Here is a 17464-nt window from a genome sequence, read left to right on the forward strand (position 1 = left end):
TTAAATCGATTTTAATAACCCGGAAAGCAGCGCAGCCTCATCTTCCAGAATATTGGCATGATGCACCGTATCTACCCGGATAACCTGCAGTTGTTCTATACTCTCCAGTATATGGTCTACATTGTTGTATGCAAGGCTCATCAGATAATGCTGTGTATCCAACTTTTCAGGCGGCAGATTATTATCAACAAGCGATGCTTTGAACAACACCACCTTTGTATGTTTAAGCACACTGGAAATTTCCTGGTCTCTCAATGCATACTCTGCAAACAGAAAGTCTCTCACACTTTCTTCGAAATCCTCAGCGCTTTCTGCTATGTTCTTTACATGAGATCCTGCCTTTTCCATATCCTGAATAGCTTTCTGAACGTCTTCTTCAGTAGGATCTCTTCGCAGCGCAGCCAATTTACTGTCACCATCAGACAACATTGCATCCAGCAGATAAACAGTAATATCCCGAATCCCTTGTTTTTCCAATACTGCAGCCATTTCTAATGCTATCTGCCCTCCTAATGACCATCCCAGCAGGTTATATTCCTGCTGACCGGTTTCTTTCTGTACTTCATCGATATAAGAAAGATAAAATGCTGCCAGATCATTGAGATCATCTTTCTTTACTTCATGATGCAGATTATAATAATCAACTCCGTAACAGCTGTACTCACGGCTCATCTTATCCGCCAGTGAAGCATATACTTCACAACCTCCCCCTCCCGGATGTACCATAAACATATTGTCTTTACCCATTGCTTTATTCAATTTGATAACAATCCGGTTATTATCCCTGTCTTCATTAATTTTCAGCGACAACTGTCTGATGGTCTGCGCCATAAAGATGGCTGCAATCTTTATAGTTACATGAAACCTGCTATTAATCATATTTACCAGCCGTATTGCCATAATACTATTGCCTCCCATCCGGAAAAATTCTTCATCAATACTGATTTTTTCCGGTTCCAGTGAAAGTATTTCTCCGAAAATATCACAAAGCTGAAGCTGGATTTCATTCTCCGGTTCCTGATATTCCTGGCTGCCGGTCAGCTCGGGAACCGGTAATGCGTTAGTGTCTATCTTTCCATTGATGGTAAGCGGGAAAGATTCCAGGTGCACCAGTACTGCAGGAAGCATATATTCGGGCAGCAACTCCCGCAGACGACCAAGTAGTGCTTTTCTGTCTATCGGGTTTTCTGCTATATAATATGCAGCCAGGTATCTGCTGTTGTCTGCAGTTCGTTCTTTCACAAGAACAACAGACTGACGCACATCCTGACAGGAAGAGAGCGCGGCTTCCACTTCTCCCAGCTCAATGCGGTACCCGCGTATTTTCACCTGGAAATCGTTTCTGCCCAGATATTCCAGCGTTCCATCAGGAAGATAACGCGCCAGGTCGCCAGATTTGTAAAGCATGGCATTCAGCCCTTGCATTCTTTCTGATGCCGACTGAAACGGGTTTGGAATAAACCGCTCCCTGGTCAGTGCCAGATTATTAAGATACCCACGGCTAAGGCCCGCACCTCCTATATACAGCTCTCCGGTGGCGCCTGCAGGTACCGGACGCAGACAATCATCCAGCAGGTAAGTGTACTGATCACTGATAGCCGTACCAATCAGGGAACCTTTCTGCAGTATAGTACTGCTGATTTTAAACCAGGTCACATGCACGGCTGTTTCTGTAATCCCGTACATATTTATCAGTTGCGGAGCCGTATCGGTATAATCGGTGTACCAGGGCTTCAGTTGTATCAAATTGAGGGCTTCCCCACCAAATATCACATAGCGAAGATGATTCAGGCGTTCTCTTTTATTTATGGCAATATCTATAAACGGATAGAAGGCATTGGGCGTCTGATTCAGCACCGTTACCCCCTCTTTCAGACATAAACTATATATCTGCTCAGGATCCTTTACCTGCTCCAGTGAAGGGATAACCAATCTTCCTCCTTTAAGCAGTGCTCCCCATATCTCCCACACGCTGAAGTCAAAAACATAGGAATGAAACAACATCCATACATCTTTCTCATTAAAATGATACAAGTCCTCTGTTGCATTTATCAGGCGCGTCACACTGCGGTGTTCCTGCATCACTCCTTTAGGAGTTCCGGAAGTACCACTGGTATAGATGACATAGGCCAGATCAGACGGCGTTAGGGCTGTATGTAAATTATCAGCAGCATAATTCTCTGTCAGGTGATTTCTGAATGAAGAATCATCGGCAATAATCACCGCTAATGTTCCTCCGGTGTCAATCCGGTTAATCCGGTCTTCCTGCATACCCTCTGTTATTAATACCTTAGTGGCGGTATCTGATAATATATAACCGATCCTTTCATCAGGAAATCCGATATCCATTGGTACATAAGCAGCGCCTGCCTTCAATATGCCAAGTATGGCTACCAACACTTCACCGGACCTGCCCATAAGTACCGCAATCAGATCATCAGGCTGAATATTGTAGTTTAACTTCAGAAAAGCAGCAAGCCTGTCGGACCGCTCATTCAGTTCCGCATAGGTAATACGTTCTGCTCCGTATGTCACTGCAATATTTTGCGGAGTCCGCAAAACCTGTTCTTCAAACAATTGTGGTAATGTCTTATCAACGGTATATGTCTTCCCTGCCCCGCTCCAGTGCATTACCTGTCTTAGCCGCGCACGGTCAAGGTAATTCAGTTCGTTTGTATGTATATCAGCTCCATAAATTATCTGGTCTAGCAATACTTCCAGCCCTGCCAGCAGTTGTTCCATTTTTTCTGTGGCAAACAATTCTCCCGCATATTGCAGTCTTACTACCAATGAGTCCTGTGATTTATATGCGATAATGGCCAGCGGATAATCAAGTTTTTCTACAGACTGTCTGAATTCCAGTACAAGCCCTGTATCACCGGAACGGCTATCGGGCACCGGATAGTTTTCAAAAACAAACAAGCTGTTAAACAAACGTTCTCCGTTCTGCTGCAATCCCGCAAGGTTAATATCACTTCTGTTACCTGCCTCAGTGATAAACTGCTGCAATTCACTTATTGCCTCAGAGACAGTACAGGCGCGATGTTGCAGAATAACCGGCAATGTATTGATAAATAACCCTACAGATTCTTCTATACCGTCAATGTCCAGATTTCGTCCGGAAACAGTCATTCCTACAACTGTGATATTATTTCTGCCATACAGGCTCAATTGTTTATGCCAGCAATATTGCAGCAATGCATTGGGTGTATATCCATTCGCCGCGCAGCACTCCGTCAGCCGCTTAAAACGCTCTCCATCAATAATTAGTATTTGTTCCCCGGATTGTCTGATATGCCTGTAATCAGATAATACCACATGCTTCTGTTCTTCATTCAGCAGCCCGCTCAGATCTTCCCTGTTCTCTATTTGCGCGGTATAGGTCTTCCAGTAGTTTTCGTTGTCGGACCGGTGATCCTGCAGGTATCGTTGAGCGGTTTCGTAACCGTTGTTTGTTTTCAAGCCACTGAAACTCTCTGTAATAAGCTGCAGATAGGTATCATGTACGAAATTAATCAGCAGCGGAGTGCTCCAGCCGTCAAGGATAGCATGGTGACAGCTAAAAACAGCCGTATAGCATTTATCATTTTTCTTTATCAGGTATACCCTGAAAAGATTACCGGCATCCAGTTTATATGAGTCGGCCCGATCGGCTGATAATATATTCCCCACTTCTGATTCCTGGTTTTCAGCACTATAGCCGGCAAGGTCTGTAAATCGCCAGTCAACCTTTACTTCCTTATCTATTATCTGTACAAGTTCCTTTTCCCATGCAAAACGCAGCCTCAATGCGCTATACTTCATTGCTGCCAGTTCCCAGGCATGACGGAGTCCGGATATATCCAGTGTATTATGATAGTCCCATATCAGCTGCACACAATAGGCATCATCACTATCTCCCTGGTTCAGGGAATGATAGATAAATCCTTCCTGAAGACTGTTGGCCATGTAAACAGCTGCTGTTTCACGGGATGCCTGTATTCTGCTGAGATAATCACTGGTAATGATATTGCTGATATCTGATGGCGTGAGATAGGTTCTTGTATACTTATCCAGGTGGCTGAGCATATCCTTCAGAGCATTCAAACAAGCTTCAGACAACATCAGCAACAGCGGTTCCGGTAAACGGGCTTCTATGCTGAAAACAAGTTTTCCATCTGCTACCCCACCTGTAATACTGATCACTGATCTGTTACGGTTGGTAGTATCCGAGGTGCTACCACAGTATTCATTACTAATACGCCATTCACTCAAATCCGATGGCCCGCCTTTATCCAGTTGTCCCAGGTAATTAAAACTGACAACCGGTAAGGGGTTTTGCGTATATCCTATCAGTACACCATACCCCAAACCATGAAAAGGTATCCTGCTTAGCATTTCCTTGACGCCAACAATGATTTCACCATAATTCTTTGCACTTGTATCCAGTTTAACCGGATAAATAGTGGTAAACCATCCTGTTGTACCGGAAACATCCAGCTCCGGCGAAATATCCTCCCTCCCATGTCCTTCCAGCAATACATAATGCTGGCTTTTGCCGGTAACGGCTGATAAGGCCAGGCCTATTGCGCTGAGCAGGAAATCATTTATCTGTGTATTAAAGACGTTACCAGCTTTTTTCAACACCAGTCCTGTTGTGTATTCATCCAGCTCTATCTCAGTATGTTTCCATTCTGCCGTTGACAGCGATTGCAACACAGCGTTTTCCATTGCAACTCCGGCAGCTATTTCCTGCCAGTATACTTTTTCTGCCGCACGCTGCTTTTCATCTTCGCTCCTGTAATTCCTTACTGCTATGCTCCATTGTCTGTAGCTTGTTCTTTTGGAGCCCAGGGCTGCCGTAGCCATTGCAAGAGCGGTAGCTTGTTGTACTCCGTTCACTTGTTCTGATAAATAACAATATATCTTCTGCAGATCATTTTTCAGAATATGCCAACTTACCGTATCTATTGCCAGATGATGTGCTGCTAAAAAAATTCTGGCGCTGCCATCTGTATAACCATCCAGATAACCAATCTGAACGATGTATCCGTTGGAGAGATCAAAGTTGTTTTGCCAACCGGTAAGCGTGTCGTCTATTTCGTCGCCAGACCGGCCATTTACATTCAGGTAATTTAATACTGGTGATACGGGTTGATGGCTGTATTCCTGAACTAAACCTGCTTTCTGCGTAAATCTCAGTCTCAGCGTGTCATGATAAGCCAGGAGGCAGATAACACCGGATTCCAGCAGCGCCCTGTCTAACGGCGGAACCCGCAGCATAAACGCCTGGTTCCAGTGATGGAAGGCCGGAAGCAATTCACTGGCGACATTATCAAAGAACCATTCCTGAACTGGCAGTAAAGGCAGCTCGCCGGCAAGTACGCCCTGCTCTGTCAAGAGCTGACTGGTAAGGCGATCTCCTTTCGTAATCAAATGATTGTGTATTGCCAGGATTGTTCTGTGTCTGAAAATATCTCCCGCACTCAACAGGAACCCTGTACGTTGCCGTAATCTGCTGATGAGCTGTATACTGATAATACTATCTCCACCCAATCTGAAAAAGTCGTCCTGAATACCTATTGTGTCAGCATCCATTCCCAGCACTTCTCCGTAGATCATACACAATATCTGTTGCAAATCATTTTCCGGCGCCTGATAATGCTGTATGTCTGTATTCCCCGGATCCGGCAGGGATTTTCTGTCAGGTTTACCATTTACTGTCAGCGGAATTTTATCCAGATATACAAATACAGCAGGAATCATGTAATCCGGTAACGTTGCTGCCAGCCAGTCAGACAACAAAATACTTTCCACCGGTTTTGCCGCTGTATAGTAACCAATCAGATATCTGCCTGCTCCGTTTGCATGCTCTTTTACCAATATGATCGCCTGGTTAATACCGGGACAGGCAGCCATACGGTTCTCTATTTCTGCCGGTTCTATGCGATACCCGCGGATTTTCACCTGTTCATCATTACGCCCGAAATACTCCAGGCTTCCATCCGGCAGAAAGCGGGCCATATCGCCTGTTCTGTACAAACGGGCCTGATCTGTCCGGAAAGGATCGCTGACAAACCGCTCCCTGCTGAATTCCGGCATATTCATATAACCACGCGCCACTCCTGCGCCACCGATATATAATTCGCCGGGCGTACCTGCGGGCACCGGTAATAAGTTTTCATTCAATACATAAACCGTAACGTTGGATAAAGGCCGGCCGATATTGCGGTTGCTGCTTCCCTTTTCATAGTGGTGCATGGTGGCACACACTGTCACTTCTGTAGGACCATAGGCATTTACTACGTCTGTCCCCTGTTTACGGTAAAGTTCCATAATACCGGCGCCGGTAACATCCCCGGCAACTATTAAAGTTTTCAGCGGCAGCAGATTTGTTTTATCAAGTAATACCGGAGGAATAGTAGCTATGTCAATCTTGTTTTCCTCTACATATTTCTTCAGTAGAACAATATCTGCGCGTATATCATTCTCTGCCAGATACAGCGTATTTCCGGAAAGCAATGTTGCATACACATCCCACACATGCGCGTCAAATACATAACTGGCATACCAGAGACAACGTTTAGGTATATACAGATCAGTATACTGATTCAGGCCCAAATCAGCCGCCTGCGCCTTTGCGAGGTTCACAATACCCGCATGTTCAATCATCACTCCTTTGGGCTTTCCGGTAGTTCCGCTGGTATAAATAACATATGCAAGGTGTTGCTCTGTTGTTTTTGCGTGTGGATTTTCATTGCTGCATGATAATTGCTGCTGCCGGAAGGTATTACTATCAATAACAGTCACTGGTGTATCTCCTGCTATGGGCGTTACTACCGGAAGATATTTTTCATTGGACAGTACAACTTTTGCAGCAGTATCACTGATGATATACCGGCTACGTTCTTCCGGATACGCAGTATCTATCGGCACATATGCACCGCCGGCCTTGAGTACAGCAAGCATTGCAATCAGCATATGTGCCGAACGGTCCACGTACAAGGCTATCACATCGTCTGCCTGAATGTCAAATGTATAAATCAGATAATCAGCCAGCATATTCGCCTGCTCGTTCAATTCCTGATAGGTTAATTGTACCTCCCGGCTCACCAGCGCAATGCCTCCCGGCGTTTTGAGTACTTGTGTCTCAAATAGCTGATGAACCGTACCCGGGGCCGGAAGTAACTCCTGATTATTACTCCACTGTTTTATTATTTTAATATAATCTTCTTCCAGCAACCGGTTAAAATCATACTGATCATTCAGCAGGTTATTTACATTTCGCTCAAAATAACGCATAAAATAATCCAGCTGCTCCTGATCTGCCACATCATCATGTGCTGTCAGCAGAATTGTAAATCCTTTATCTCCATATTGGGCTACATTCAATACAAAGGGAACGTTTGTCTTCTCATATCCGGACCCCTCTTCTATGCTGTTAATACTTTCACTGAAAATATGGAAGTGTACAAAATTGAAAGCAAACTGATATGGATCGTATCCGGTAATTGATTTAATCTTTCCGTACGGATAGGCTTTGTAGGCATATAACTCAAATTGTCCTGACTGAATCTGCTTAATGGATGCGGCATGGTCATGAACCTGTTGCCCCACATTATAACGGTATGGAACTGTATTCAGGAAAAGGCCGAACAGCCGGTCACCGCCTTCTTTTTCCAACCGGTTGTTCACTACGAGTCCGATAACAAGATCCTGTCGCCGGAGAAACAACGCAAGCGTATGCAGATACAGATAGATAAATACTGTATCCATATTAACATGGAGTCGTTTTGCAAGCGTCAGCAGGGATCGTGCTTTATCTTCTTTAATCATTAAAGCAGCTGTATACAATCCTGACTCAGCAAAATCATTATTACTCTTCCACTTTACAGGGTCAACATACAGGTCGGATAAATACTCTTTCCAGAAGGCTTCCGCTGCCGGGTCATTGATTATCTGTTGCTCCTTCGCCACAAACTCGCCATAATGCAACCCTGGTGTATCTTCAGCACCTTCATTACCCATGCTTGCTACTATCAGTTCATTCACCAATGAAGCAATACTCCAGCCGTCAGCAATAGCATGATGAAAAGAAAAAATAAAGTCATACCTGTCACCCATGTCATTTACGAGAATCCTGAACAATCCCGGCCTGGAAAAATCGAAATTATTAAACTGTTCTTCCCTGATCATTTCTTCCGGATTACGATGCTCATAAAAATGCATCTCCGGAATTATATCGTGATATATAATACAATCATATCCGTTGGCAGATAACTGGAATCCAGCCCGTAGCAAAGCATGCTTTTTAATCAGCTGCTGCCAGATAAATACAAACCGTTCTTTATCAAAAACCTGGTTTATTCTGTATCTGAATACATCATGATAGGTACCTGGTTCTCCTTGACCAGATTCAAACAACATGCCCATCTGCAGATAACTTGCCGGATAAATATCCGCTACAGCTGTCAGGTCCGGGATGCTTTCTACTCCTGTATGACTCATCAGGCTGAAGGGAACATATGTTTCTGCTGTACTTTGATGCCCATGTGTTTCCAGGTAACTACCCAGCGTACGTATGCTTCGGTGTGTGAACACATCTTTCACTTTCAGCTGCCGGTTTAATTGCTGGTTAATCCGGCTCACCAGCCGGATAGCTATGATACTGTCCCCTCCCAGGCTGAAGAAGTCATCATGTACACTTATCGTTTCGGTTGACAATCCCAGGATAGCGGCATAAATACCACTCAACTCCTGCTCGGTAACAGTTGCAGGCGCCACATAATCATTGCTGCCGGCAAATACAGGGTCGGGCAGCGAAGCGGTATCCAGCTTCCCGTTCACTGTCAGCGGGAAATGATGCAGATGCACCAGCACCGATGGCAGCATATAGGCTGGCAGCACCGAACCAAGGTAATCCAGTATAGCTGCTGAGGACATTGCCGTATCTGATACGTAATAGCCCGCCAGATAACGCATCCCGTCACGTTCTTTGGCTATTACCACTGACTGACGGATACCGGGGTAGGACGATAAACGGGTGATGATTTCATCCAGCTCTATTCGATAACCGCGGATCTTCACCTGGAAGTCATTACGGCCGCAGTACTCCAGACAACCATCCGAAAGCCGGCGCACGATATCGCCCGTACGGTATAACCGTCCGTTCACACCTGCCCCCGCTTCCTCTTTCGTCTGGAAAGGATTGGCGATAAAACGGTCGGCTGTCAGGTCCGGGCGGTTCAGGTAACCCCGCGAAACACCAGCCCCTCCTACATAAAGCTCGCCCTGCGCTCCCGCCGGAAGAGGACGTAAATAACGGTCTAGTATATACGCTGTCAGGTCCGGTAACGGCTCCCCTATCAGTGAGCCTCCCTCAGGGAAATCTGCATAAAGCTCCTTCCAGGTAACATGTACCGTGGTTTCCGTGATCCCGTACATATTTACCAGCCGCGGACCGACGGCCCCATACCGGCTGTACCACGTCTTCAGCTGAGAAAGGTTCAGGGCCTCCCCACCGAAAATGATATAACGCAAACGATGCAACGCAGATGGCTGTGCCACTGCGGTATCCGCAAACTGGTAGAAGGCGTGCGGAGTCTGGTTCAGTACAGTTACCCCACCATCAGCGCACAGCTCATAAAACAGTACCGGATCATGGATCTGTTCTCCCGAAGGAATCAGCAGACGGCTACCATGCAGTAACGCCCCCCAGATCTCCCATACACTGAAGTCAAATACATAGGAATGATACAACGTCCACACATCTTCGCTGTTAAAGCCATAGAGACCGGATGTGGAACGGAACAGCCGCAGCACATGACCATGCTCCACCATCACACCTTTGGGATGACCGGTGGTACCACTTGTATAAATCACATAGGCCAGATCACCGCTCCCGGTGGCTGTAACAGGATTGGCTGAGGAGTAATCCCCCGATACGGCAACATCCGAAGCTATCAATACCGGCGCACTGCTGAGGTCCGACAAACGGGTATAGTGTGCAGCAGAAGTCAGCACCACACGGGCATCCGCATCCGATATCATATATGACAACCGCTCATCAGGATAGCTTGTTTCCATGGGAACATACGCAGCTCCCGCCTTCAGAACAGCCAGGATACTGATCACCTGCCATAAAGAGCGGTCAAGGCACAAGCCTACCAGGTCGTCACGCTTCAATCCATAAACCGGGATAAGGTACGATGCCAGCCGGTTGGCGCGGGCGTTCAGTTCTCCGTAAGTCAGCGCCTCCCCTTCATATACCAACGCTGTATGATCAGCAAACAATACCGCCTGCTGTTCAAAATACTGATGAAGCGTGCCCGTTACAGGGCTTTCAAGCAGCGTATGACTGCTGTATACCTGTTGCCCACGGGATACTTCGTCTACATAATAGAGCGATTTCACCGGTACGTGACTGGCCCCGTTTTCCCTCAGTGTGGCAAACTGCGTAAGTATGGAGGTGTAGGTATTGATATAAGCATGTATGGTGGTCGCATCAAACAGTGCCGTGGCATAGTTGAACGTTCCGCTAATGGTTTCATCACCATTATCCAGCACGACAGTGATATCAAACCGTGCAATGCCTGCACCGGCATCATTCTTCATGTCAGAAGGTTCAAACAAAAGTGCTATGTCACTATTCTCACTCTTTCCAAAATCTGCCACATCAAAAAGCAGCTGGAACAACGGATGTCTTGAGCTATCCGGCGCAATTTTCAATTCTGCTACCAGTTTTTCGAAAGGCAGGTCCTGATGCTGCTGAGCAGCTACTACATTAGACCCTACCTGCCTGATAAATGTTGCCAGTGACTGCTCATTGTCTATCCGTTCACGAAGTGCGAGTGTATTGACAAAAAAACCAATAACGTCTTCTGTTCCCGGATGATGCCTGTTAGCGACTGGGCTACCGACTATTATATCCTCCTGCCCACTGTAAGCTCCGAGTGTGAGATAGTAAGCGCTCAACAGCAGACTATAGATACTGACTTCCAGTTCTCTGGCCATCACTCTCAATCCATTCGTGGTTGCTTTATCCAAACTGAACCGAATACTGGCACCTTCATAATGTTGCACAGCAGGACGATGTTTGTCTACCGGGAGATTAAGCTGCTGATAACCGGTCAGCCTGTTTCTCCAGTAGCTGAGCTGTTTTTCCAGCGTACTGCCAGTAAGTATCTTCCGCTGCCAGAGGGCATAGTCTTTGTATTGCACGGGTAGTGATGGTAGTTCGGCCACCGGCTCCGCTCTCTTCTGCATTTCATAATACTGATAATAATGATGAATCTCACGCAGCAATATGTCAGCTGACCATGCATCAAAAGCAATATGATGCAATACCATGCAGATGTAATAATTCTTATCCGGCATCAGAAAAAGTTTCATTCTGACCGGATATTCTTTTTCCAGACAGAAAGTCTGATGCGTAAAATCTTTTATGGCGGTGGCCATACTTTCAGCAGAAGTAACTGTTTCGCTGGTTATTTTTAAAGGGCACAGGTTATAATCATTCACCTGCTGATAACCACTTCCATCATCGGTACTTCTGATAAAGCTATGAAGTATTTCATGTCTGCTGATGATTTTATGAAGTGCAGCCAGCAGGCTTTCGTGGCTTACCTCCGTTCTCAGTTTATATACCAGTGGAATGTTATATGCATCCGTGCCGCCTTCATAGGTTTCAATAAACCATAATCGTTCCTGTGCAAAAGATAGCAGTTGTTCTTCAGGTTTGTCAACCGTTACCGGCAACAGTGATGGCATATCAGTTGCCTGTTTGTATAAATCTGCTGCCAGTCTGCGTATGGTTTTATACTGAAAGATATCGGCAATATTTATGCTGGTGTTCATTACCTTATTCAGCTTACTTACCAGGCGGATCGCAAGAATACTGTTACCGCCCAGTCTGAAGAAGTCATCATCTGTACTGATGCGTTCTTTCTCAGTAGCTAACACTTCTGCATAGATCGCTACCAGTTTCAATTCTGTTACTGTTTCCGGTGCGCGATAATATTCTTTAACAGTATCTCCGATTGCTGACAGCGCTTTTCTGTCAAGTTTTCCATTTGCGGTAAGCGGCAGCTGGTCAACAGGTACCAGCAAAGCGGGTATCATGTAAGCAGGGAGGTAAGATGCCAGATACTCCATGATTTCTACTGTACTGATCATAGGATCTCCTACAAAATATCCTGCCAGACAGTCACTGCCGGGTACATTATAATTCTTTACTATTACTGCGGCTTCTCTGATACCCGGGAAAGCAGAAAGGCATGTTGCCGTTTCATTAAGCTCAACCCGGTATCCGTTTATTTTCACCTGCTCATCATTCCTTCCTGCATACATCAGGTTTCCATCCGGCAGATAATACGCCAGGTCACCGGTTTTATATATCCTTTCATTTATTCCTGCTGTCTTTTCAGCTGCTGTACGGAAAGGATTATCAAGGAATCTCCGGGCAGTAAGCTCATCCTGATGCAGATAACCTCTGGCGACGCCGGCACCGCCAATATACAGTTCTCCCAAAGCCCCCTGTGGTACAGGGTTCAAACCAGTATCAAGGATATACACCTGGTAATTGTTATATGGTTTTCCTATGGACAACAATCCATTTTCCTGTTCAATAGTGAATACCGAAGCTCCTACAGTCGTTTCAGTCGGGCCATACTCGTCAATGATGCTGCCGGTAAACCGGAGTATGCGCTCTACCTGTTGCTGCTGCAGTTTTTCTCCTCCCGCTATCACCATGCTGACATTGAATTTCCCATCCCATTCCACTGTATGCTCAAAATCGATCAGTGACAAATAGGATGGAGTAGCTTTTACCAGCTCAATCCGATTATGATAAAGGTGCCGCTGATAATCTATAACATCACTGATTTCTCCCTGATAAATGAAGATGGTTTTTCCGGAACACAATGGGAAAAGTGTTGTGGTCACAGACAGATCAAATGCAAGGTTACCGGAGAAATCCACCCGTCTGATATTATCAGGAATGATATCTGACAGATTAAATATATAATTGACGACATTACGGTGTTCTACCATGACGCCTTTAGGCCGGCCGGTTGTGCCGCTGGTGTAGATAACATAGGCAAGGTCTTCAGGAGCTGAAATCCTTTCCGGATGTAGATTAACAGCTATTGTATCCAGTGCCACTTCAAAATAGATATTGTCAGTGCTGACCACCATCTGTCCGCCGGATGCAGTGATTCGCCTGATCCTGTCTGCATGACGTTCATTACTAAGGATGATACCCGCTTTGGTGTCTGATAACAGATAGGCTATCCTTTCATCCGGATGGGCCGGATCCACCGGAACGTAAGCTCCTCCCGCCTTCAGTACTGCCAGTATAGCTATCAGCATATTCTCAGAACGATCAAAACATATAGCTACCAGATCGTTTCTATGAAGATGGCAGGTTTCCTGTAGGTAGGCTGCCAGTCTGTCGGCGCGGTTATCCAATTCACTAAAGGTGATCCCACCACCTTCCGATGCTATAGCTATTCTGTCGGGAGTTCGTTGTACCTGTGCTTCAAACAGACCATGAACAGTACGATATAGCCCATAATCCTTTTCAGTGGCGTTTCTGCCGTAAACGGCATCATAATACCCGGCATCATCCAGGAAGCAGCATGATTGCAGCGTTTTCATCTGTTGCCCGGTAGAAGTAAGTAAAGACAACTGCTGCAATATTACCTTAAAGGTGGCTACGTAAGATTGAATTACCCTTTCATCAAATACAGCTGTGGCATAGTTGAAGAAGCCAGATATCTCTTCTCCGGAGTTATCAACAAAGGCGGTAAGATCGAATCTCGCTGCTTTGTAACGGCCAGCAGCAGGGCTTTCATACACTTCCATCAGCTCAATGGCTTCCTTATTACGTATATTCCCGAAATCGGCCAGCTCCAGCACTACCTGAAACACAGGATGCCTGGAAGTATCGTGTGGCAGCGAAAGTTCTTCTACTAATTTCTCAAACGGAATATCCTGATATAATTGAGCTTCCTTTACCGCGTTACCGACATTTTTTACAAAAGTGAGGAGTTGCTGTTCGGGATCAATAAACTGCCTTAACGCCAGTGTATTTACGAAGAACCCTATAAGTGGTATCACATTACTGTGGTGGCGGTTAGCAACAGGACATCCCACAACAACATCCTGTTGATTACTGTAAATACCCAGCATCAGGTAATATCCTCCCAGTAACAGGCTATACATACCAATCCCATGTTCTTTAGCTACTTTTCTGAGATCTTCGCTGATTTTCCTGTCCAGGGAAAAATGTACATCTGCACCTTCATATTTCACTACTGCAGGTCTTTGCTTACCAGTGATCAGGTTCAATGGCTCAAAGCCTGTCAGTTTTTTCTTCCAGTAATCCAGTTGATTATCCAGTACAGAGCCAGCAAGATATTGACGTTGCCATTGCGCGTAATTCCTGTATTGGAGCGGCAGGGCCGGCAGAGGGGTTATTACCCCCCCGTTCTTCATTGCCTCATGATAATGGTAATAGTGCAGTAGTTCTTCTACAATAATATCCACAGACCACCCGTCAAAAGCTATGTGATGCATTACAATACCCAGCCAGGTGCCTCCGTTTTCAACGCGGTAGCAGGTGATCTTCATGGGAAATTCTTCCGCAAGATTAAAAATATAAGCTGCATCTCTGGCTATGATTTCATCCATCTCAGTTTGTGAGCTGAACACTTTCCTGTCCACCGGCATGATCAGTCCTTCGTTATCCGGTACAAACTGGTAAGGGGTTCCGTCGTCTGCAGTTCTTATAAACGAACGCAGTACTTCATGCCTCTCAGCTATACGCTGTAATGCCGCCAGCAAACTATCCGGATCTGTAGATTTGTTGAGTCGCAATACTACAGGAATGTTATAGGCACTACTACCTCCTTCATAGTTTTCAATAAACCATAATCTTTCCTGAGCAAAGGATAATAACTGAGATGCTGATCCGACTGCCAGGTTTTCAGCAATCGTTTTCTGAACACCTTTTTGCTGTGATACCGCTGTTGCCAGCCTGCTGATAGTGTTATTGCCATATATCTCCGCAATACTCATTTTCACATTAAACTGTGTATGGAGGCTGCCGATCAGTTTAATTACCAGCAGACTGTTTCCCCCCAGATGAAAGAAATCATCATCCATCCCGACTTCAGCGGCAGGTATTCCCAGTAATCTGCTGTAGGTAGTAACCAGTATTTTCTCTGTTTCATTTTCCGGTGCCCGGTATGGTTGTTGTCTGCTGTATGTGCCTTCCGGCAAAGCTTTCCTGTCAAGTTTTCCGTTTACGGTTAGCGGAAATGCATCAAGATGTACAAACATTGCCGGCAACATATACTCCGGCAGATACTTACCCAGGTATTCCTGCAGCCGCCGCTGATCTATGGCTGTTGCTGACTCGTAGTATGCAATCAGGTATTTGCCATGACCTGACTTAAACTCTTTCGCAAGGACTGCGGATTGTTTGATTCCGGGATAGCTGGACAGATGAGTAGCAATTTCATTCAGCTCAATCCGGTAACCGTTTATTTTTACCTGTTGGTCATTTCTTCCTATAAAAAGGATACTTCCATCCGGCATGTATCGCACCAAATCTCCGGTTCTGTACAGCCGTTCATTAACCTGCAGCCGTTTTTCTTCCTCCGTACGGAAAGGGTTATTGATAAACCGCTCAGCAGTCAATGTATCCAGGTGCAGATATCCGAGAGCTACCCCATTGCCACCGATATACAATTCCCCTGCAACCCCTACCGGTACAGGATGCTGCGCCTTATCCAGAATATATACCGTAGTATTGGCCACCGGCCGGCCAATAGCGGTATTATAGTGCTTTGGTGTATTAAGTTGGTTCAATGACCAGATCGTTGTTTCCGTAGGTCCGTATACGTTAAGCAGGTAGCTGACATCCGTTCCGGTAAATATTTTGTCAAGTAGCTCACCGGTAAGCGCCTCGCCGCCTACCAGCAGCTTTAAAGCAGGATTATTGAACCTTATTTGTTCAAAGTTGGCTGATAACAAACCAGGAGTTATCTGGATAAATGTATACCTGCTGGTATCAGTAGATAACAATTTGTTACCCGCCAATTCAATAAACCCTCCGCTCGTAAGCGTCAGTCCATATTCCAGCCCCCATATATCAAATACAAATGAGGTAACAGACAAAGTACTGATGGATTCTTCCTTTGCAAAAGGATTATTCCTGTAATATTCCAGCAGGTTGACAAACGAGTGATGCGCCACCATTACGCCTTTCGGTTGCCCCGTGGTACCACTGGTATAAATCACATAACAAAGGTCATTGGCGCTGGCGCCGCCTCCTGATAACAGATAGCTGCAATCTTTTTCCAGCATCGACGCGAATGCCGGACTATCCGGGCATGCTACTGTGACTGTTTGATCCGAAAACACCGGCAACATCTTGTACGCTTCATTTGTGAGCACAATACGGGCTGCGGTATCCTTAAGAATATACGCTATCCGTTCGGCAGGGAATGCCGGATCTACCGGTACATAGGCTCCTCCCGATTTCAATACTGCCAGCACTGCTATCAGCATCTGTTCTGAGCGATCCATACAGATTACTACGAGATCATTCGGTCTGATGCCCTGTTTGTCTCTCAGCCATATGGCCAGCCGGCTGGCCGCTGTATCCAGGGCTGCATATGTCAGGCATTTATCATTATAAATTACAGCTGTCTTATCTGGCGTACTGGTAACCTGTTTTTCAAAAATGACATGAATTGTCCGGTCCTGTCTGTGCGGTTCCGGCACGGTATTCCACTGGTAAATCACCTTATTGTATTCTTCCGGATTCAGGCTGCTGAAATTCCTACGGCCGTTTATCAGCTCATACAGGTTACGTTTGTAATACTGCATGAAATGATTAAGAAAATCCTGATCACATACTGTCGCATGTGCAGTCATACTTACTTCATAAACACCTTCACCGGCAGATATATTCAGTACAAAGGGAATATTGGTACGTTCGTAACCGTTAGTATACGGTATTTCTTCTCTCAGCGCATTTCCCAGAATATGAAAGTTGACGAAATTAAATGCAAACTGATAAAGCTCCTGCCCGGAGTCTGCTTTTATTTTTGCATAGGGGTATGCCCGGTAATTAAACAATTCCAGTTTATGATTGAAAATCCGGGTAATATCATCTTTATAATCAGGAGCCAAAACCTGCTTATACCTGAATGGAACCGTATTGAGGAATAATCCAAACTGCCGGTCTCCTCCCTCTTTTTCAAGCCTGTTATTCACTACCAGTCCAATCGTAATATCATCCTGTGCCAGAAACGTACACAGCGTATTCAGATAAACATACAGGAATATACTGTCTGTACTAACTGCCAGGTCCTGTGCCAGCAAAGCAATCTGCTGGCTGGCCTGTATATCGGTCAGGAAAACGGCATTAAAAAACGCTTCAGATGTATTATGGGTTTCATATCGCCATCTGGTG

Annotated in this window: 1 protein-coding gene (running past one end of the window); it reads right to left on the reverse strand. The window is 45.5% G+C overall.

Features of this window, described 5'->3' with window-relative positions; all coding sequences use genetic code 11:
- A protein-coding gene (locus GWG06_RS25355) for a non-ribosomal peptide synthase/polyketide synthase (RefSeq protein WP_160716977.1) crosses the window boundary here: on the reverse strand, window positions 1-17464 show its 3' portion. It continues 14885 nt past the right edge of the window; 17464 of the gene's 32349 nt are visible here — the last part of the coding sequence; its start codon lies beyond the right edge, outside the window; it ends in the stop codon at window positions 1-3.

The sequence above is a fragment of the Chitinophaga solisilvae genome (genome assembly GCF_009928525.1).
GTDB lineage: Bacteria > Bacteroidota > Bacteroidia > Chitinophagales > Chitinophagaceae > Chitinophaga > Chitinophaga solisilvae.